The organism is Microbacterium sp. AC035 (genome assembly GCF_979258485.1).
In genome coordinates this window covers 2,242,169-2,260,636 of sequence record NZ_OZ409858.1, presented here as the reverse complement: position 1 = coordinate 2,260,636, position 18,468 = coordinate 2,242,169, and the positions used below count along the sequence as shown (strand labels likewise).

20 protein-coding genes are annotated in these 18,468 nt (G+C 66.4%); 10 read left to right on the top strand and 10 right to left on the bottom strand.

The window, feature by feature from the left end; genetic code table 11:
- The first annotated feature begins 53 nt into the window (after positions 1-53).
- From ACZ0AA_RS10995 to ACZ0AA_RS10980, 4 genes are all read left to right on the top strand, one after another.
- On the top strand, positions 54-791 hold the full coding sequence (locus tag ACZ0AA_RS10995) for a DUF1684 domain-containing protein (protein ID WP_463512899.1): 738 nt from the start codon (positions 54-56) through the stop codon (positions 789-791).
- A gap of 49 nt (positions 792-840) precedes the next feature.
- The gene (locus ACZ0AA_RS10990; RefSeq protein ID WP_400866867.1) at positions 841-1,890 is read left to right on the top strand and encodes a lipoate--protein ligase family protein; all 1,050 of its coding nucleotides are present in this window, start codon (positions 841-843) and stop codon (positions 1,888-1,890) included.
- A 119-nt stretch (positions 1,891-2,009) separates the two neighbouring features.
- Positions 2,010-2,939 (top strand): DNA-methyltransferase, encoded by a 930-nt coding sequence (locus ACZ0AA_RS10985; RefSeq protein WP_463513837.1) that lies wholly within the window; start codon positions 2,010-2,012, stop codon positions 2,937-2,939.
- Between the two features lie 11 nt (positions 2,940-2,950).
- On the top strand, positions 2,951-3,103 hold the full coding sequence (locus tag ACZ0AA_RS10980) for a hypothetical protein (RefSeq protein WP_463512898.1): 153 nt from the start codon (positions 2,951-2,953) through the stop codon (positions 3,101-3,103).
- 21 nt (positions 3,104-3,124) lie between these two features.
- Here the strand turns inward: ACZ0AA_RS10980 and ACZ0AA_RS10975 are convergent, their stop codons facing one another.
- Positions 3,125-3,670, bottom strand: a complete 546-nt coding sequence (locus ACZ0AA_RS10975) for a hypothetical protein (RefSeq protein WP_463512897.1) — start codon at positions 3,668-3,670, stop codon at positions 3,125-3,127.
- 133 nt (positions 3,671-3,803) lie between these two features.
- Here ACZ0AA_RS10975 and ACZ0AA_RS10970 point away from each other — a divergent pair, with 133 nt between their 5' ends.
- The gene (locus tag ACZ0AA_RS10970; protein ID WP_463512896.1) at positions 3,804-5,270 is read left to right on the top strand and encodes a carboxylesterase/lipase family protein; all 1,467 of its coding nucleotides are present in this window, start codon (positions 3,804-3,806) and stop codon (positions 5,268-5,270) included.
- Between the two features lie 256 nt (positions 5,271-5,526).
- Positions 5,527-6,168, top strand: coding sequence for an HAD family hydrolase (locus ACZ0AA_RS10965; RefSeq protein WP_400866844.1), 642 nt, complete (start codon positions 5,527-5,529; stop codon positions 6,166-6,168).
- A gap of 154 nt (positions 6,169-6,322) precedes the next feature.
- Here the strand turns inward: ACZ0AA_RS10965 and ACZ0AA_RS10960 are convergent, their stop codons facing one another.
- The 3 genes from ACZ0AA_RS10960 to ACZ0AA_RS10950 all read right to left on the bottom strand — a co-directional run bounded on the left by ACZ0AA_RS10960 (position 6,323) and on the right by ACZ0AA_RS10950 (position 8,635).
- On the bottom strand, positions 6,323-7,255 hold the full coding sequence (locus tag ACZ0AA_RS10960; RefSeq protein ID WP_463512895.1) for a protein kinase family protein: 933 nt from the start codon (positions 7,253-7,255) through the stop codon (positions 6,323-6,325).
- A 439-nt stretch (positions 7,256-7,694) separates the two neighbouring features.
- Positions 7,695-8,060 (bottom strand): hypothetical protein, encoded by a 366-nt coding sequence (locus ACZ0AA_RS10955; RefSeq protein WP_400866838.1) that lies wholly within the window; start codon positions 8,058-8,060, stop codon positions 7,695-7,697.
- A gap of 80 nt (positions 8,061-8,140) precedes the next feature.
- Positions 8,141-8,635, bottom strand: a complete 495-nt coding sequence (locus ACZ0AA_RS10950) for a hypothetical protein (protein ID WP_400866835.1) — start codon at positions 8,633-8,635, stop codon at positions 8,141-8,143.
- Positions 8,636-9,084: 449 nt separating this feature from the next.
- On the opposite strand from ACZ0AA_RS10950, the gene ACZ0AA_RS10945 reads away from it, so the two are divergent.
- From ACZ0AA_RS10945 to ACZ0AA_RS10935, 3 genes are all read left to right on the top strand, one after another.
- Complete coding sequence (locus tag ACZ0AA_RS10945; RefSeq protein WP_463512894.1) at positions 9,085-11,448, top strand: arylsulfatase; 2,364 nt, start codon at positions 9,085-9,087, stop codon at positions 11,446-11,448.
- A gap of 290 nt (positions 11,449-11,738) precedes the next feature.
- Complete coding sequence (locus ACZ0AA_RS10940; protein WP_400866830.1) at positions 11,739-12,404, top strand: SDR family oxidoreductase; 666 nt, start codon at positions 11,739-11,741, stop codon at positions 12,402-12,404.
- 239 nt (positions 12,405-12,643) lie between these two features.
- The gene (locus ACZ0AA_RS10935; RefSeq protein ID WP_463512893.1) at positions 12,644-13,423 is read left to right on the top strand and encodes a lysostaphin resistance A-like protein; all 780 of its coding nucleotides are present in this window, start codon (positions 12,644-12,646) and stop codon (positions 13,421-13,423) included.
- A gap of 6 nt (positions 13,424-13,429) precedes the next feature.
- Here the strand turns inward: ACZ0AA_RS10935 and ACZ0AA_RS10930 are convergent, their stop codons facing one another.
- From ACZ0AA_RS10930 to ACZ0AA_RS10920, 3 genes are read right to left on the bottom strand one after another with little or no spacing between them, the layout of a single operon-like run.
- Positions 13,430-13,777: a cupin domain-containing protein gene (locus ACZ0AA_RS10930; protein WP_400866824.1), complete on the bottom strand. Its 348-nt coding sequence runs from the start codon at positions 13,775-13,777 to the stop codon at positions 13,430-13,432.
- Positions 13,774-15,180 (bottom strand): NAD(P)/FAD-dependent oxidoreductase, encoded by a 1,407-nt coding sequence (locus ACZ0AA_RS10925; RefSeq protein ID WP_400866821.1) that lies wholly within the window; start codon positions 15,178-15,180, stop codon positions 13,774-13,776. The genes ACZ0AA_RS10930 and ACZ0AA_RS10925 overlap by 4 nt, the downstream gene beginning before the upstream one ends.
- A 29-nt stretch (positions 15,181-15,209) precedes the next feature.
- Positions 15,210-15,677: an Lrp/AsnC family transcriptional regulator gene (locus ACZ0AA_RS10920; RefSeq protein WP_400866818.1), complete on the bottom strand. Its 468-nt coding sequence runs from the start codon at positions 15,675-15,677 to the stop codon at positions 15,210-15,212.
- Between the two features lie 100 nt (positions 15,678-15,777).
- On the opposite strand from ACZ0AA_RS10920, the gene ACZ0AA_RS10915 reads away from it, so the two are divergent.
- Positions 15,778-17,211, top strand: coding sequence for a gamma-aminobutyraldehyde dehydrogenase (locus ACZ0AA_RS10915; protein ID WP_400866815.1), 1,434 nt, complete (start codon positions 15,778-15,780; stop codon positions 17,209-17,211).
- A 49-nt stretch (positions 17,212-17,260) separates the two neighbouring features.
- Here the strand turns inward: ACZ0AA_RS10915 and ACZ0AA_RS10910 are convergent, their stop codons facing one another.
- The 3 genes from ACZ0AA_RS10910 to ACZ0AA_RS10900 form a co-directional block, all read right to left on the bottom strand.
- Positions 17,261-17,500 (bottom strand): hypothetical protein, encoded by a 240-nt coding sequence (locus tag ACZ0AA_RS10910; protein ID WP_400866812.1) that lies wholly within the window; start codon positions 17,498-17,500, stop codon positions 17,261-17,263.
- Positions 17,497-17,763, bottom strand: a complete 267-nt coding sequence (locus ACZ0AA_RS10905; protein WP_400866809.1) for a ribbon-helix-helix protein, CopG family — start codon at positions 17,761-17,763, stop codon at positions 17,497-17,499. The genes ACZ0AA_RS10910 and ACZ0AA_RS10905 overlap by 4 nt, the downstream gene beginning before the upstream one ends.
- Positions 17,764-17,831: 68 nt before the next feature.
- On the bottom strand, positions 17,832-18,359 hold the full coding sequence (locus tag ACZ0AA_RS10900) for a GNAT family N-acetyltransferase (RefSeq protein WP_400866806.1): 528 nt from the start codon (positions 18,357-18,359) through the stop codon (positions 17,832-17,834).
- Positions 18,360-18,468 lie beyond the last annotated feature (109 nt).

Below are 18,468 nucleotides of genomic sequence, written 5' to 3'. Positions count from 1 at the left end.
CCGGCATGCCGGCCACTCTTCCGCATAGATTCGCGGCGAGAGGCAGGTGCGGGGTGGGTTTCGAAGACGAGTGGCGTGCATGGCATGACTCGCGAGAGCGCTATGCCGGCGCCGACTACGGCCCGGCCGCGCTCGAGTCGACGAACTGGCTCATCACCGAACCCGCTGCCGTCGAGGGGGTCCCCGGACTCTGGGCGCTCACGGGAGACGGGGGCATCCGCGGCAGCGATCTCGGCACAGCCGGTTCAGTCGTCACGCTGAGGGGCCGCGAGACTCTGCGGCTCGGGCACCGCGAGCTGCGCGTGTTCGACAGGCGAGGCGAAGTGGCTCTGCGGGTGTTCAACCCGAGACGGCCGGAGCGGGAACGGTTCAGCGCGATCGACGCGTACCCGCCGCGGAAGGGGTGGCAGATCGCCGCGGTGTTCGAGCCGACGCCGGGAGAGACGATCACCGTGACCTCGATCGACGGTCGCTCGCACGAGTCCGACCTGGCCGGCCGGCTGAGATTCACGCTCGACGGGGTCGCGGTGACGCTCACCGTCACCCGCAGCCTGCAGGGCGGGCTCAGCGCGGTCTTCGCCGACGGAACCAACGGCACCGAGACCTACCGGTTCCGCTTCCTGCCGATCGAGGAGCCGGCATCCGACGGGTCGGCGGTCATCGACTTCAACCGGGCATACCTGCCTCCGTGCGCCTTCTCCGACCAGTTCGTCTGTCCTCTGCCGCCGGCGGGCAACCGCTTCTCGGCTCCGATCCGCGCCGGCGAGAGGGCGGTCGTGCTGGGGCGCTGAATCCGCGGCGCACCGCGCCTGAGCGACGGGCTCGCCTTAAGCTGTAACCGTGCACGGTGAATTCAAGGTTCCAGGAGGAAAGCTCGTCGTCGTCGACCTCGAGGTCGAAGACGGCAGGATCGCCCGCTTCCGGCTCGCCGGCGACTTCTTCCTCGAACCCGACACCGCACTCGATGACATCGACCGGGCGGTCACCGGTCTGCCGGTCGAGACGGATGCCACGGCCATCGCCGCTGCAGTGCGCGGCGCTCTGCCCGACGGTGCACAGCTGCTCGGGTTCACTCCCGAAGCGGTCGGCACGGCCGTGCGTCGAGCACTCGTCACGGCACCGGGATGGAACGACTTCGACTGGGAGATCGTGCACGAGAAGGCGGTCTCGCCGCGCATGAACCTCGCGCTCGATGAGGTGCTCACCTCTCGGGTCGGTGAGGGGCGCCGTCGTCCGACGCTGCGCATCTGGGAGTGGGACCAGTCGGCCGTCGTCATCGGCTCATTCCAGTCGTACCGCAACGAGGTCGACCCCGAAGGCGCTGCCCGCCACGGCTTCGACGTCGTGCGCCGCATCTCGGGCGGTGGCGCGATGCTCATGGCGGCGGGGCAGATCATCACCTACTCGCTCTATGTGCCGGCGTCGCTCGTGCAGGGCATGACCTTCGCCGACTCCTATGCCTTCCTCGACGACTGGGTGCTGCAGGCCCTGCGCTCGCTCGGCATCGACGCGATCTATCAGCCCCTCAACGACATCGCCAGCTCGTCGGGCAAGATCGGCGGAGCCGCGCAGAAGCGCCTCGCCAACGGGGGAGTGCTGCACCACGCGACCCTGTCGTACGACATCGACGGTCAGATGATGACCGAGGTGCTGCGCATCGGTCGCGAGAAGCTCAGCGACAAGGGAACCACCTCGGCGGCGAAGCGGGTCGATCCGCTGCGCAGCCAGACCGGACTCTCGCGGGCCGAGATCATCGAGCGGTTCAAGGACACGTTCCGCTCGCTCACCTCGGCGGAAGACGGCGCGATCAGCGCCGACGAGTACGCGGATGCCGAGGCGCTGGTCGAGTCGAAGTTCGCCACGGACACGTGGCTGCATCGGGTTCCGTGACCGACCCCACGCCTGCGCTTCCGCGGGAGCCTGCTCCGGCGGATCCCGCCCCCGTCGATCCCGCTCCCGTCGATGCCGCTCCGGCAGATCCCGCTCCCGTCGTACGCGGCGACGTCTCGATCATCCAGGGTGACAATCTCGCGGTCGCCGCGACGCTGCCCTCTGCATCCTTCACGCTCGTCTACCTCGATCCGCCGTTCAACACCGGTCGCACGCAGGAGCGGCAGGTGGTCACGGCCCGGCGCACGTTCACGACTCAGGATGGATCGGATGCCGACGTCGCCGCCGCCCCGGAGTCCCGCGGGTCGGAGGCCGGGATCGATCCGGCCGTGCTGACTGCCGAACCGGTGGCGGCGCACTCCGAGGTTCGGCACGGGTTCCACGGCCACGCCTATGAGCGGGTGCGCGGGATGCTGCGCACTTACGACGATCGCTTCGACGACTACGGTGCCTTCCTGATGCCGCGGCTCGAGGAGGCGTGGCGACTGCTCGCCGACGACGGCACTCTGTATCTGCACCTCGACTACCGCGAGGCGCACTACGCCAAGGTCATGCTCGACGCGGTGTTCGGCCGCGACTGCTTCCTCAACGAGCTCATCTGGGCCTACGACTACGGCGCGAAGTCACGCAGCCGCTGGCCCACCAAGCACGACACGATCCTCGTGTACGTCAAGAACCCGCGCGAGTACGTGTTCAACTCCGATGAAATCGACCGCGAGCCCTACATGGCGCCCGGCCTCGTCACGCCTGAGAAAGCTGCGCGCGGCAAGCTGCCCACCGACGTCTGGTGGCACACGATCGTGCCGACGACCGGGCGAGAGAAGACCGGATACCCGACGCAGAAACCCGAGGGGATCCTGCGGCGCATCGTCCGAGCCTCCAGCCGCCCGGGCGACCGCGTGCTCGACCTCTTCGCCGGCAGCGGCACGACCGGCGCCGTCGCCTCGGCACTCGGCCGCGACGCGGTGCTCGTCGACGACAACCCCGAGGCGGTGCGCGTGATGACCGAGCGGATGCCGCACGCTGTGGCGACCCGCGTCGGGGAGTAGTTCTGATGTGCGTGACCGGACCCCGTCGGGCGGACGACCTCGAAGAAGTGTCAGACCTCACACGCATCGGGGATCAGATCCTCGCGACGGCGGGCGATGGGCCGGGAAACGAGCTGTTCGTTCGCGAGAACGAGCGGCGTCTGCTCGAGAACTCCGACTGGTGATCCGATGCGACGCGTCGTCCGTCAGCGCGACTCGTGCTCGTTCGTGTGAGCGTGGCAACGCGCGAGCAGGTCGGCGCGGCGTCTGATCGCGGCGTGGGCACTCTCGGTGACGCTGCGTCCCACGCTGCTCGGGGTGGTCACATCGAGTTCGGGGCGGGCGAACAGGACGTCGTAGAACGGAGCGAGAGTCTCGTCGGAGAACTTGAGCGTGCGACAGAGTGTCTGCAGCGGCGTGCCCCATCGACTGCCGCTGTCGGCATTGATGTCCGCGCCTTCATCGAGCAGGCGGGCGAGCAGAGCTGCTTCAGCGATGAAATCGTGGGCCGTCGCGCTCAGCAAGACGTGCAACGCGTTCACCTGGCTCTCGGTCGCTGCGCCGGCATCAGCACCGTCGTCGAGCAGTCGCGTGGCGATCGCGACTCGGCTGGCGGGATCACCGTTGCGCAGAGCCCGCATCAGCAGGGTCGATCCATCCTCGTCCGCCCATGTCGCGAGCGATGGTTCGTAGTCGGCAAGGAACTCGGCCTCGTTCTGGATCGCGGAGAAGTAGACGCGGGGGTGGACCATGGTCTCGACATTAGGCGACGAGCTGGAGCAGGCCGGAGACGTGGGGCCGAGGATCGTCGTCATCGCGCGGGCCGTAGTGTCGGCGAGGGAGAGTGTCGGCAGGAGAGAGTCTCGGCGTGAGAGTCTGAGGGTCATGACCGAGTACGTCGAGGTGCAGACCGCCGCAGGGCGGGTCCGAGGGTGCTGGCGCCCCACCACGGGAGGGCGAGGGGCCCCGCGGTCGGCGGCCTTTCTCGGCATCCCGTTCGCAGAGGCGCCGATCGGTGACCTGCGATTCCAGGCTCCCGTGCCGAAGGCGCCGTGGGAGGGCGTGCGCGATGCGCTCGAGTTCGCCGCCACCGCGCAGCGCGGAGACCCCGGGGTGACCCTGATCCCGGAGCCGAGCGTCGAGGGCGATTCGACGCTGAACGTCAACGTCTTCACGCCCGACCCCACGGCATCCGGCATGCCTGTGCTGGTGTGGATCCACGGCGGCGGGTACTTCGCCGGCTCGCCCGCTAGTCCCTGGTACGACGGCCGCAACTTCAATCGAGACGGCGTCGTCACGGTGTCGATCTCGTATCGCCTCGGGTTCGACGGCTTCGGCTGGATAGCGGATGCCCCGTCGAACCGTGGTGTGCGCGACTGGCTGCTCGCACTCGAATGGGTGCAGCAGAACATCGCCGCCTTCGGAGGCGACCCCGGTCGCGTGACGATCGCCGGACAGTCCGCGGGCGGAGGAGCCGTGCTCACCCTGCTCGGCATGGAGACGGCCCAGCATCTGTTCCACGGGGTCTATGCGATCTCGGGAGCTCTCGGCGATGTGTCGACGTCGAGGGCCGAGGCGTTCGGGCGAGCGCTCGCCGCGACGGCGGGCGTCGAGCCCACCGTGGCCGGTCTGTCGACCGTGAGCGAGGATCGTCTGCTCGCGCTGCAGAAGAAGGCGACCCAGCTCGGACCGTCGTCGATGACCGCCATGATCGATGAGGGCCTGCCGCTCGGGCCCGCGATCGACGGCGACCTTCTCACACGTCCGACCCCTGAATCGCTGCGAGCCGGAGTCGGTGCCGACAAGCCCCTCGTGATCGGTGCAGCGGACGACGAGTTCACGATGGCGTTCACCGGCAGTGCCGCGAAGGCGCTGCGATGGGTGCCGCAGGGAGTGCTGTTGACCCGGCTCGGGTTGCCCAAGAGCATCCGGCCCGAATACCTTGCAGCGAATGCCGACGTCGCTCGCCTCGGCAAGGCGCGGCTCGCGGGACGGGTGCTCACCGACCGCATGTTCCGCAGTGGCGTTCCCCGCATCGCGGCGGTCCGTGGCGACGCGCCCACCTGGCTCTACCGCTTCTCGTGGCCTTCAGGGCACTTCGGCTTCGCCGAGCACTGCCTCGACGTGCCCTTCTTCTTCGACTGCCTCGATGGCCCGGCGATGGAGGCGCTGGCCGGGCCGAACCCGCCGCAGGACCTCGCCGAGGAACTGCACGGCGCTGCGGTCGCGTTCATCAGCACGGGCGATCCGGGATGGACGAGGCACGAGGGGGATGCCGGGATCGTGCGGGTCTACGACCGGCCGACACGTGACGTCGCCGACGCGTACGCCTCGGTGCGGGCGCTCTGGTGAGGGATGCCGTGTTGGCGACGCTCTGGCGTCGGGCGTCACAAGACGGAAGCAGTTGTTGGCTCAGCCGCCGTGCCCTGCCGAAAACGCTCATGCCGAAGTTTCGGTGGATCAGGTTTCGGCAGGGGGTTCCGGCGGACCGCTGGGCGGCGTGTTGCCCATGGAGTTCTTCGCGCCGCAGCGTTCGCCAAAAACGATCGTTATCGGCAGGCCGACATGACGGAATCCGCGGAGATGACTCATTAGCTAAGCTCGCGGCGTGCCCCTTGCTGCGTTCGACCTAGACGGAACACTCGTCGACCAGTCGAGCGCTGCACGTTTGTGGACCGAAGAGTTTGTCGAACAGCGGGACCTACCGACCGAAGCTACCGATCTCATCGCTGCAGCCCTGAGCGAGCGGGGATCCAAGGGCGTGGTCTTCGACCGCATTGTCAATGAATGGGCCGTAGCGTCATCCGGAGCCGAGATCTGGGCGGTCTATAGGGCGAGGATGCCGCAGCTCGTGCGCTGCTCGCCCGAAGATAAAGAAGCGCTCGCCGAACTTCGGGCTGCTGGTTGGCGCATCGGCATCGCGAGCAATGGGATGGCGGATAACCAAGAAGGCAAGATCCGGTCGACCGGCCTCGCAGAACTGGTCGACGGATGGGTCGTTTCCGGAGAAGCAGGAATCCGCAAACCGGACCCCCAGATATTCGAGGTCTTGGCACAGCGCCTCGGTTGTGCGCTCGAAGGTTGGATGGTCGGCGACAGCCTTGAGCACGACGTTATGGGCGGACTGGCGGCCGGCCTGCAAACAGCCTGGATTGCTCCGCCGGACGCGTCCGTCCCTGTCGGGAGCGCACGGTTCGACATTCATCGATCGACTGTCGCTGAGGCAGTAGCGACAATCCTCGCCGTCTAGGTATGAGGCCCCAAGCCCCAGCCGGAAACCCTTGCCGTTTGGCGGTTATGGCGAGCGTTTGCGGCAGTCGGTTCGGGCCCCACGTCAGGACCGCGCCGAAAACGATCGTTTTCGGCAGCTCCCACGGTGTGCGGTTGGCCGCCCGCTTCCGCCCTTAGGGCCAGCGTTCTCTGAGCCAATCCATTCCGGCGAGAGCTTCGCGGCGTTGGAACTCTCGCAACGTCGGCATGCTTGGCGGGGAGGGTAACCGTGCTTTGTCGAAGTACCGGCCTGTGACCGCGGCAAGCACGCTATCGATGTCTCCGGTGCTGACGCCCTCGAACAGCGGGTGGGTGAGTAGCACCAGCTCTGAATCTAGGCGTTCGGCACGGAAACGGGCGTCCAATAGGTAGAGCAGGCCGTCGATCCAACGCGCCCCGACTCCTGCCCAGGGCCAGTCGATCACCCATGCGAGACCGGTTTCACCGATCAGGACGTTGTCTGCTCGGCCATCCAGGTGAAGCAGGTAGTCGCCTTGCACGACGTCGCACACGCGTTCTCCTTCGGTGCGAAGGCGAGAGCCGAAGTCCTGAGCCCAAGACGGCAGCGGCACTCTGTCTCTATCGAGGACGCTCCAACTGTCACGCTCAGCGACAAACTCCTCAGCAGCCGCGGGTAAGGTCGCTACCGCCTTCCCGGTGAGACGGGGAAATGTTGAGAAAGCATCCAAGACGGCCTGAACGTCGGTGCCATCCAGAGCGCCTCCTGGATGACGACCCTCCACATCCTCGAGGATGAGAGCCGCCCAGTCCCGGGTGACGAACGACCCAAGAAGCGCAGGAGCTCGTACCTGCGGAGGAATCACCCGCATGACTCCGATCTCGCGGCGGTGCAGGTCGTATGCATCAGCGTTTCGGCTCCGGTGCACAGCCTTGACGAACGCTCGGCGTCCATTCGCCGCTACGACCCGATCGGCGCTACCCGGCGAGAATCCCGCCGTCTGACTCATCGCTGCGACGACCGGTCCGCCGAGGATGTCCGACACCTTGGCCACCAGATCAGCCGGGAGATCAGTCCACAGCGTGCGAGCTTTCGCATCGTTCGACATCATCCCAACCTAGCCACCGTCGACGTGACCTGCCGGTGGGCCGCTGACCACCGTTTTCGGTAGGCCTCAGATGGCTCCGCCCGGAACTTCGCCGAGAACGATCGTTTTCGGCAGGCCGCCGCTCCCGTCACTGGAGGCAGATGCTTCGCTCCGCCGAAGATGTTCAGGCGTCCAGCGCGACAGCTGAGTTACTTTGAAGCCGTGACTCAACGCGCATCGAGATTGACGGCATTCGTCGGTGCTTCAGTGGCGCTGTTGGGCGCCGCGACAGCAATACTGTTCTTCTTCCAGCCCTGGAGAAGCTGTCCCTACGAGGACACGTCCGTAGGGTGCGCCATGCTGCCGAACGACGCCACAGCGATGGTGACCGCGCTGGGTATCGCCGTCATCGGTGTCGGGGTGTTCGTTGTCGGCAGGCTTCAGCCTCGTCGATCGGGTGCTAGCCGAGAGTAGGCGGCGTAGCCAGCACTGCTATCAAGGTCCCCAGCACGAGGACCGTGCTGAGTCCCACGACGCTCCATACCGTGGCACGCCGCTCGCGCGTCGGGCGGTCGCCGCGCAACCCCACAAGCACGGCAGACAGCAGCAGGATCAGCCAGGCCACAAGCGCGATGACTCCCATCCCGATGCCGATCGCTCGCTCGGCATCATCCGAATCGGAGTATTCGATGACCGTGACACCCGGCCCTGCCCAGTTGAGGCCCGAACCTGCCAGGGTGAGGCCGGCTACGCCGAGCATGAGGTTGCCGAAAAGTCCGATGAGCGTCGCTGCGATGGCCAGGAAGGCACTGCCGACGATCCGCACGGCCCCATACTGGCACGTGAAGGCGCGTCAGCCCGACGCCTAGCCGCCGCCGGCTGACGCGTGCTGCACCATGACCAGCGTCAGGAGAAGAGCTGGCGAAGCGCGTCGAGGTCGCCCGAGTCGACGACCTTCTGGACGGCGTCGATGGTCTCCTGGGTCACGAACATGCCCTTGAGGGTGTCGTTCCAGATGGCGCGCACGGTGTCCACGTCGCCGGCGTCGACTGCCCTGCCCGCGGACTCGATTGCCTGCTGGTAAGGAATCTGCTGGAACCCCGCAGGCGCGTCATTCGGGCTGTAGTACGGCACCCAGGGGCTCTCGGGGTCGGGTGTGAGCCAGAGCACCTGCCCCGGCTGGATCACGCGCACGTGGTTCATCGAGTCGAGGGTCGGGTACGCGCAGAGCCGTTCAGCGATCACAGCCTGGACGTCGCCGGGCTCGACCGTATAGGTCAACGGGGTGCCGTCCTCATCGAATGTCACCTCGCCCCGCGCGAACTCACGTGCGCCGAGGTCCCGGAGAGTCCCCTGCCGCTCCAAATACAGACTGCCGGTGGTGCCGTAGACCTCAGACATGCCGGAGCAGGTTTCCGGCTCGGTCGACGCCGGCGTCGGCGTCGGCGCAGCATCGGTCACTGGCTCAGCGACATCCGTCGGCGCGGATGCGTGGGACGTCTGAACTGCCGCCGGTTCTATGACGGTGCACCCGGCCAGCGCCGCAGCCGCCACGGAGAGTGCGGCGAGTGCATGAGCGAGCTTGTGCGTCCCAGACATGACGTCATACTGACAGACCGGTTCCCACTCTCGACCACCCTCGCCGTCCTGATCGTCGGCGAACGCCTCTCCACGCTCGGCTGAGTCATGCGCGCGGGAGCCCATCGCTGATGCAGACGTTCGTTGCTCTGCGCCTCACCCTGGCAGGGTGATGTCGGAGGACGAAGGCATCGACAACACGGCCTTTCCCCGTAGCGTGAAACCCACGCCTCGCATATTCGGGCGGGGTGCCGGCTCGTGAGGAGAAGGTCGTGGTTGAGATTCAGCGTCAGGTTCTGCCGATCCCGGATGCGAAGCATGTGGGCCTCACGACATACGTCACGACGGATCCGGCGACGAAGTTCCCGCCGATCACGCCGCTGCGGCCCCCGGCTGGCGCACCGAATGTCCTTGTGATCCTGCTCGATGACGTGGGCTTCGGCGCGTCGAGTGCGTTCGGTGGGCCGTGCGCGACCCCGACGGCGGAGAGGCTCGCGGCCTCCGGCCTGAAGTACAACCGGTTCCACACCACTGCGCTGTGCTCGCCCACTCGGGCGGCGATGCTCTCCGGCCGGAACCATCACAGCGTCGGCATGGGAGCCATCACTGAGATGGCGACATCCGCCCCCGGCTATAACTCGCTTCGCCCGAACACGTGTGCACCGCTCGCCGAGATACTGCGCCTGAACGGATACTCCACCGCGCAGATCGGGAAGTGCCACGAAGTCCCCGTCTTCGAGTCCAGCCCGATCGGCCCGTTCGACCACTGGCCGCACCCCGGCGGCGGATTCGAGTACTTCTATGGGTTCATCGGTGGAGAGAACAACCAGTGGTATCCCGCGCTCTATGAAGGGACCGCGGCCGTCGAGCCATGGGGGACGCCGGACGAGGGCTACCACCTGATGGCTGACCTGGCCGATCACACCATCAACTGGATGAAGCAGCAGAAGTCCATGGCCCCGGACAAGCCCTTCTTCACCTATCTGGCACCCGGCGCGACCCACGCTCCGCATCACGTCCCACACGAGTGGGTCGAGAAGTACAAGGGAAAGTTCGATCAGGGCTGGGACGCTCTGCGCGAGGAGAGCTTCACGCGGCAGAAGGATCTCGGTGTCATCCCGGCTGATGCGGTGCTGACCGAGCGTCCCTCTGAGATCCCCACGTGGGACTCCCAACCAGAGGAGCTCAAGCCGGTTTTGGCGCGCGAGATGGAGGTCTACGCTGCATTCCTCGAGTACGCCGACCACCACGTGGGCCGGGTCATCGACGCTCTCGAAGACATGGGGATCCTCGAAGACACCCTGGTGTATTACATCATCGGAGACAATGGCGCTTCGGCCGAAGGCACGCTGCTAGGCACGACGAACGAGGTCATGGTCTCCGAAGCGCCCGACCTCGCGACCTCGGAGTGGCTCATCGACCGAATCGATGACCTGGGCACCCCGCGGGCCTACAACCACTATGCGGTGGGCTGGGCGCACGCGATGGACACCCCGTACCAATGGACCAAGCAGGTGGCCTCTCATTTCGGCGGCACTCGCAACGGCACGATCGTGCACTGGCCGTCTCGAATCCAGGCTGCTGGCGAGGTGCGCTCGCAGTTCCACCACGTGATCGACCTCGCCCCCACCGTCCTCGAAGCGGCAGGACTGCCGTTTCCGACGTCGGTGAACGGCGTGCAGCAGGAGCCGTTGCACGGGGTGAGCATGGCCTACAGCTTCGACGATCCCGCCGCAGCGGACAGGCACGAGACTCAGTACTTCGAGATGATGTGCAACCGCGGTATCTACCATCAGGGCTGGACAGCGGTAACCAAGCACGCCACCCCCTGGGAATTCAGCGGCCGCAGCGAAGATATCGACGCTGATGTGTGGGAGCTGTACGACACGAACACGGACTGGACGCAGTCACACGATCTCGCCGCCGAGATGCCCGAAAAGCTCGCCGAGCTCCAGAGACTGTTCCTCATCGAAGCCACCAAATACAACGTCCTCCCCCTGGAGCCACGGTTCGCGGAGCGCTTCAACTCCGAACTCGCCGGACGACCGTCAGCGGTCAACGGAAGCAGCCAGCTCCTCTACGGCGGGATGCACCGACTGCAAGAGAACGTCGTGATGAACATCAAGAACAAGTCGCACGCCGTCACGGCCTCCATCACGGTGCCCGAGGCCGGGGCATCCGGTGTCATCATCGCCCAAGGCGGCAACATGGGCGGCTGGAGCCTCTATGCTCTCGAGGGCTCGCTCCGATACGCGTACAACTTCACCGGGGCCCGCATGTATTACGTCGGATCAGAGGTCAAGATCCCCGCCGGCGAACACCAGGTCCGCATGGAATTCGAGTACGACGGCGGTGGTATCGGAAAGGGCGGCGATGTCACCCTCTATCTCGACGGCGAGCAGGTCGGCGCGGGCCGCGTCGAGCGGACGCACTGGGGAATCTTCTCGATGGACGAGACGACAGAGGTCGGCTCCGACGCCGGCGCAGCCGTGACCGAGGAGTACGGAATGGGTGGCGGCAACGTGTTCAGCGGCGCCGTCACATGGGTACAGCTCGACATCGACACCGCAGCCGAGAACGTCGACCATCTGATCTCGCCGGAACAGCGGTTCCGAGTAGCCATGGCCAAGCAATAGCTGGGTTCGCCCCCACCGAATCCTCACCAAAACCCCGATACGGCGCATGTCTCTGGATTGCTCTAGGGCTTGCGGGTTGCGCTACGCCTATAGTGATCGTTTACGGCAGCGTGTTCGGGGACTAAAGGCCAACGTGCGCAGTGCGTACGGCTAAGCCGGTCTCCTCCCACAGCTCGCGAAGGCAGGCGTGTTGATTGATCCGCTCGCGACTCACGGCATGTATCAACGCCCGAAGCGATCGTTCTTGGCGGCACTCGTCACCCGCGGACTGCGTGAGCTACGGTCGAATCATGCCTGTTGCACTTGTCACTGGAGCTGCTCGAGCCAACAGCATCGCCGCCGGCATAGTTCCCCGGCTACGCGCAGACGGGTGGGACGTGGTCACCAGTGACCTCAATGCGGGGGACTATCCGTGCGATCTGGCCGACGCAGAAGCACCGGGCGCGTTGGTCGAGCGAGTCTCACGGGAACGAGGCACTCTGTCGGCCCTTGTGCTCAGCCATGCCCACGATGTGCAATCAGGCATCCTCGACACCACCGCCGAGAGCTTTGATCGACACGTCTCAGTGAACGCTCGAGCGGCCCTACTTCTGATCGCGGCGTTCGCCCGCCAAGTCGATGAAACCGGCGGAGCGGTCGTCGCGTTCACGAGCGACCACACGACCGGCAATCTTCCCTACGGCGCTTCGAAAGGTGCACTCGACAGACTGGTTATCTCGTCGGCCCGAGAACTGGGCTCCCTCGGAATCTCCGCCAACGTCGTCAATCCAGGCCCGATCGATACCGGGTGGATGGATGGCGAAACACGCGAAACCCTGACCTCGTACCACCCCCTTGGCCGAGCTGGCACCCCCCAGGACATCGCAGCCATCACCGCGTTCCTCCTCTCCGACGAAGGCCGATGGATCAGCGGTCAACTGCTCCACACCGACGGTGGATTCTCCGCCCGATTCTGAGACCCGTCGACTCTTCGGGACTCCCTGGGTGGACTGCTGCGTCACGACGTCTCGCCGAGCCTAATCACGAGGTGTTCACGTGACGACTGAACGTCCAGGACGTACGGTCCCTGACCGATCTCCGCATTTCGGGTAGAGCAGCCCGCCAGCAGGTGCACTCGATCGGGTGCTCGCCGCGCTGTCGCAGACCGATATGTTGGGTGATCGGAACTCGCTCGCCGATCGAAAGGCACCAGCACATGCGCGTCACCCCTCGGGTCTGGATCGGCCTCGCGATCTACGTCGGCTACGTCGCGGTCATCTTCATCGTGTCGAAACTGAGCGGTGTGGCGTACACCGAGATCGGCACCTCGGCCGAGTTCACCTGGCGCGGGGCTGTGCTCGATCTCGCGGTCGGGGCGGTGCTGCTCGCCATCACCACGTGGCTTCTGGGGTGGTGGAAGCCGGCGCTCTTCGAGCGCAAGCGGTCGCACCACAAGTGGCCGATCTTCGTGCCCGCGCTCATGCTCGTCGTTGCGGTGGTGAACCTGTTCAACACCGATTGGTCGAAGTTCGACGCGTCCTTCCTGCTGTCGCTTCTCGCCCTCGGGCTCGCCGTCGGATTCTGCGAAGAGCTGATGTCACGAGGACTCCTGCTCACGGCCCTCCGCTCACGCCTCTCCGAGGTGTGGGTGTGGCTGCTCACCTCCCTGCTCTTCGGCGGGATGCACATCATCAATGCCGCGCTCGGCGCCCCCGTCGGGCCCACCCTCGGACAGGTGGTGCTCGCCGCGATGTCGGGCACCTGCTTCTACATCGTGCGGCGGGTGACCGGGTCGCTCATCTGGGCGATGGCCTTGCACGGCCTCTGGGATGTCTCGGTGTTCGCTGTCGGTTTCGCCCCGCTCGGCACGGCCTGGGCCGCGTTCCTGAGCCCGGTGATCGGCATCCTCGCGGTCGCCGTCGTGTACTGGGTGATCAAGGGCGCCGATGAGAAGCCGACCGTCGCAGCGACGGCGGCAGCACCCGCGCGCGCCTGACGCGCGTCAGGCGATGTAGACCTTGCGCAGCGTCTCGGTGACCGTCCACACAGTGCGCTGTCCTTCGGGCAGGCGCACGACCGAGCCCGCGTCGACCTCGATCGCGGGCAGCGTCGGCTCGACGAACTCGATGCGGGCGTGACCTGAGAGCACGACGAAGACCTCGTCGACCTCGACATCGGATGCCGTGCCCGGCGTCATCTCCCAGATGCCGACCTCGACCTCACCGAGCGTCGCCAACGCATGCACCGCCGTCGTCGGGCGACCGATGACCACGTCATCCGCAGGCAGCGGTTCGTGCACGAGCGGCAGTGCCGCGGCATCCACCCCGGTTCCCGCAGCGAGCTCGCTCACGAGTCGAAGCCCATGCCGACGGCATCCAGCGTCTTGAGGAACAGGTTGCGCTTGCCCTCGTTGTGATCGGCCCGGTTCATCGCGGCTCGCACGAGATTGACGCCGATCGAGGCGGCCGGCTCGGGCGGGAACGGGATCGGCTTCTCGCGCACCATGGCGAGCTCGGTGCGCTCGGTCGGCTCGCCCGAGAGCTTGTCGAGCATTACGTCGGCGGCGAAGCGGGCGGCGCCGACACCGAGGCCCGTGAACCCGGTCGCGTACGTCACGCGCCCCTTGCGTGCGGTGCCGAAGAACGCGCAGAAGCGGCTCGAAGAGTCGATCGCCCCTGCCCAGCGGTGGGTGAACCGCAGGCCCTCGAGCTGCGGGAAAGTCGTGAAGAAGTGCGAGGCGAGCTTGCGGTGGCTCCCGGCGCGGTCCTCGTATTCGGGGCGCACCTTGCCGCCGAAGTGGTAGACCGCGTCGTAGCCGCCGAAGAGGATGCGGTTGTCGGCCGTGAGCCGGTAGTAGTGGAACTGGTTCGCGCTGTCGGCGAGACCCTGCCTGTTCGACCATCCGATCGAGGTGAGCTGCTCGTCGGTCAGCGGCTCGGTCATCAGCACGTAGTCGTACACAGGCACCGTCATCAGGCGGTTGCGCTTGAGCAGCGAGGGGAAGACGTTGGTTGCGAGCGCCACGGCATCCGCTCTGACCTGCCCGCCATTCCGGGTGACGAGCGTGATCGCACTCGATCCGTCGCCGATCACCTCGCGCACGAGCGAGTGCTCGTAGATCTCGACCCCGAGCTCGACCGCGACACGGGCCAGTTCGAGGCCGAGCTTCGCGGGGTGCACGAGGGCGCACGCGTCGCGTTCCCACGCCCCGGCGAGGAACGTGTCGGAGTGCACCTCGGCCTGCACGGCCTCGCGGTCGAGGAAGCCCTCCTCCTCGCGCAGCCACTCCACCTGGTGCGGCTCGACGGCGACGGCGAGCTGGCCGGTGCGTTCGAAGTCGACGTCCATGTCGTACCTCTTCACGGTCTCTTCGATGCCGTCGAGGTTCTCGATCCCCAGCTCTTCGAGGCGATCGATCTCGTCGGGCCAGCGGGTGAGGCCGTTCTCGTGCCCGTGCGTGAGGCTCGCCTCGCAGAACCCGCCATTGCGGCCGGATGCCGCCCACGCGATGCGGGATGCCTCCAGCAGCACGACGCGACGCTCGGGGTCGCGCTCCTTTGCGCGGACGGCGGTCCAGAGGCCCGCATAGCCGCCGCCGACGATGGCGAGGTCGGCCGTGATGCTCCCAGTGAGGGCGGGATGCGAGACGCGCTCGACGTCATCGAGCCAGAACACGCTGAGAGCCGTGTCGCGCAGCGAGGCGTCGATCACGGCATCCGCGGGGCGGCGACGTTCGAAGACCGTGGTTCCCATGATGTGCTCCTGGTTTCCGGACCCGCGCCTCAGCGCGTGCCCCAGTTGTAGAGGTCTTTGTAGAGCTCGGCGTAGAGCAGGCTCTCGGTGTGAGTGATGCCCGGGATCGTGCGGATGCGGGTCGCGATCAGGTCGAGCAGATGGCTGTCGCTCTCGCACACGGCCTCGACGAGGATGTCGAAGGTGCCGAGCGTGACGACGACGTAGGCGAGCTCGGTGATCTTCGTCAGCTCCTCGGCGATGAGCCTCGGATCGCCCGTCACGCGGATGCCGATCATCGACATGCGGTTGAAGCCGAGCTGCATCGGGTCGGTCACCGCGACGATCTGGATGATGCCCGCCTCGGTCATCCGCTGCACGCGCTGACGCGCCGCCGCCTCGCTCAGCCCCACCTCCCGGCCGATCTCGGCATAGGGCCGGCGTCCGTCCTCCTGCAGGAGCTCGACGATCCGCTTCGAGATGTCGTCGAGTACGGGCTGCTTCGCTGTGGCGCTCATGTGTCGATATTGACAGGATCAACCTGCCGAAGCAACTGATTCCATCGTTTGATTCAGATGAGTCTTCTGTATTCGCAATCTGATCGCTAACATGGCCGTCATGGCCACAGAACTCCTTCAGAACTTCATCGGCGGGCAGTACGGTCCCGTGAGCGGGCAGGGGCGGATGCCGCTGATCGACCCCGTGACCGAGGAGACCTACGGAGAGCTGCCCGTCTCCGACACCTCTGATGTCGATGCCGCGTACGCCGCCGCATCCGCCGCGTTCCCGATCTGGCGTGACACGACGCCGGCCGACCGGCAGCTGGCGCTCTTCCGCATCGCCGACGAGATGCAGGCGCGCGCCGAGGAGTTCGCCGACCTCGAGTCGAAGGACACCGGCAAGCCGCGCGCGAGCCTCGTGACCGACGAGATCCTGCAGTCGATCGACCAGCTGCGCTTCTTCGCCGGTGCCGCCCGCAGCCTCGAAGGGCGCGCGGCGGGGGAGTACCTCGCCGGACACACCTCGTTCGTGCGCCGCGAGCCGATCGGCGTGATCGGACAGGTCACGCCCTGGAACTATCCGCTCAACATGGCGGTGTGGAAGATCGCCCCCGCGCTCGCCGCGGGCAACACGGTCGTGCTGAAGCCTGCGGAGTCGACGCCGCTGACCACGCTGCTGCTCGCCGAGATCGTCGCGCTGCACACTCCCGCCGGCACGCTCAATGTCGTGCTCGGCGACCGCGACACCGGGGTGGCTCTGGTCGAGCATCCGACCCCGCAGATGGTCGCGATCACGGGATCCGTCCGTGCCGGCATGGCAGTGGCCCGGTCGGCGGCGAACGACGTCAAGCGCGTGCACCTCGAGCTCGGCGGCAAGGCGCCGGCGATCGTCTTCCCCGACGCGAACCTCGACAAGGCGGCATCCGGCATCGTCACCGGAGCATTCTTCAACGCCGGGCAGGACTGCACGGCCGCGACCCGCGTGCTCGTTCACTCATCGGTGCACGACGAGTTCGTCGCAGCGCTGGTCGAGAAGGCGAAGACGGATGCCCGCACGGGCGCCCCGCACGAAGAGGGAGTGCTCTACGGCCCGCTCAGCAGTGCGGCCCAGCTCGCCCAGGTGCAGGGCTTCGTCGACCGTCTGCCCGCGCACGCCACGATCGAGACCGGCGGCGCGCGTCAGGGCGAGACGGGCTACTTCTTCGAGGCGACCATCGTCTCGGGCCTGCACCAGGACGACGAGGCCGTGCAGGGCGAGATCTTCGGCCCCGTGCTGACTGTGCAGTCGTTCGACACCGAGGAGCAGGCGCTCGAGATGGCGAACGACGTGCCCTACGCGCTCGCGTCATCGGTGTGGACCACCGACCATGCCAGAGCGATGCGCTTCTCGCGGGATCTCGACTTCGGGTGCGTGTGGATCAACACGCACATCCCGTTCGTCTCCGACATGCCGCACGGCGGGTTCAAGCACTCGGGCTACGGCAAGGACCTCTCGCAGTACGGCTTCGATGACTACACGCGCATCAAGCACGTGATGTCCGCGCTGGACTGAAGGTGCTTCAGGCCGAGTCGGGACGCTTGGTCGTGGCCGGATCGGTGACTCAATCGAGCAGGCGAGTGTACTGAGGGCGAGCCTTCATCGCGTGGATGAGTTCCTCGGTACCGTCGTCCCAGACGAGAACGACGAGTTCCAGCAGGCGTCCATGCGTATCGAATCCGAGACGAAGCTCGCGTCCGGGGTTGTCGTCGTCGAGGGTGATCGCTTTCGCCGGCCAGGTCGCGGCTTCTACCGAGTCGTTTTCGGAGATGCCATGTTTGAGCGCTGAGGCGCGGACGATCATGCGTCGACGCGTGCCCAGGCAGCGAGAGCGGCGCGGAAAGCTTCTGAACGGTTCAGATGCTCGCGTTCGGCTCGGTTCATGACTGCTTCGAGCTCGGCGCTCGTCAGCCGAACAGGGACGACCTCGGAGGGTTCGCTACCGCGTGCGGGTCGCCCGCCACGTCGACGCAGAAGCTCCTCGACGTCGTATCCCGACTCGGCCTCAGCCACCCAAGCGTCGACCTGCTCTTCGGAGACCTCTTTGCCCTGCATCTTCCTCGCCATGGGGCAATTGTAATACGAAACCTGCGGGTTTTGGGGATTCGGTCGGTGCGATCGGAGCAGCCAGTCGGTCAGGAGTCGGTGAAGCGCTTGACCCGGCGGTGCTCCGGCAGGCTCATGTCCGGTCGCTCCTCGACCTTGCGCGCACCGTCGAGCTCCCAGCCGTGGCGAGCGTAGAAGGCGTCGGCGCGCTCGTTCCCGTCGAGCACCCACAGGTAGGCCCGGGTGTGCCCGGCGGCTGTGATCCGCTGCTCGGCCTCCGTGAGCAAGGCGCGCCCGACCCCGGTCGACCACTCCGCAGGGTCGGCGTAGATGCCGTAGATCTCGCCGTCGTCCGCTCCCTCGTCTTCGCGTCCTGAGCCGAACGACGTCCAGCCGATCACCCTGCCCTCGCGTTCCGCGACCAGGATGCCGATGATCGTGGGCAGCGGGGCGACGAGGTTCCGTCGCCAGCCGTCAGCGCGGTCGGAGATCGACAGGCCATCGAGGATCTTCTGGTCGATGAGGCCGCGGTAGGCCGCTTGCCACGAGCGCACATGCACTTCGGCGATCTGGTCTGCATCGGCCACGGCACCGTCGCGGATCGCCAGAGTCGTCATCCGTCCACTCTAAGAGCCAGTCCCGTCGTGTGACGGGACGCAGATCGCTGCTCCGATCCCTCGACACGTATGACGCGATGTGTCAAGCTGGGCGCACGTCGAATCCGGG